At 37.0% G+C, this 397-nt stretch carries 1 protein-coding gene; it reads right to left on the bottom strand.

Annotation, left to right across the window (positions count from 1 at the left end; genetic code table 11):
- Positions 1-397 (bottom strand): immunoglobulin-like domain-containing protein (locus tag IY230_RS04065; protein ID WP_196370046.1); only part of this gene is annotated, 397 nt, incomplete at both ends.

Raw genomic sequence — 397 nt, 5'->3', positions numbered from 1 at the left:
CCACGTTGACCTAAGATTTCAACTTCTTTACCAACAAGAGCAATTAAGTCTACGTCTTTAGCGTTGTGGAATGTTGCAATAAAGCCAGTTTCGTCAAATACAACGATTGTATCATTTGCAGAGTAACCTAATACTGTTGCATGGATTCTTACATAGCCAGAAGTCTTAGCTAATGCTTGAGCAATAGTTGAAACTGCAGGTAAACCAACAACCATTGAAATTTCTTTAGTATCAGTTACTGAACCTGATTGGAATGTAGCAATAACAGTAACTGTAGCTAAGCCTTCATCAGGCATTGTAACAGCACCATTTGTTAAGTTTAATAATGCATTGTTTGGATCATCAGCATTCTTGAATGCCCATGAAATTTGAACACCATTTGCATCAGTAGCAGGTA

Origin of the sequence: Acholeplasma laidlawii (assembly GCF_015709225.1) — a bacterium.
Classification (GTDB): domain Bacteria; phylum Bacillota_I; class Bacilli_A; order Acholeplasmatales; family Acholeplasmataceae; genus Acholeplasma; species Acholeplasma laidlawii_A.
The sequence above is the reverse complement of the archived record's forward strand: the minus strand, read 5'-3'. Positions and strand labels throughout refer to the sequence as shown.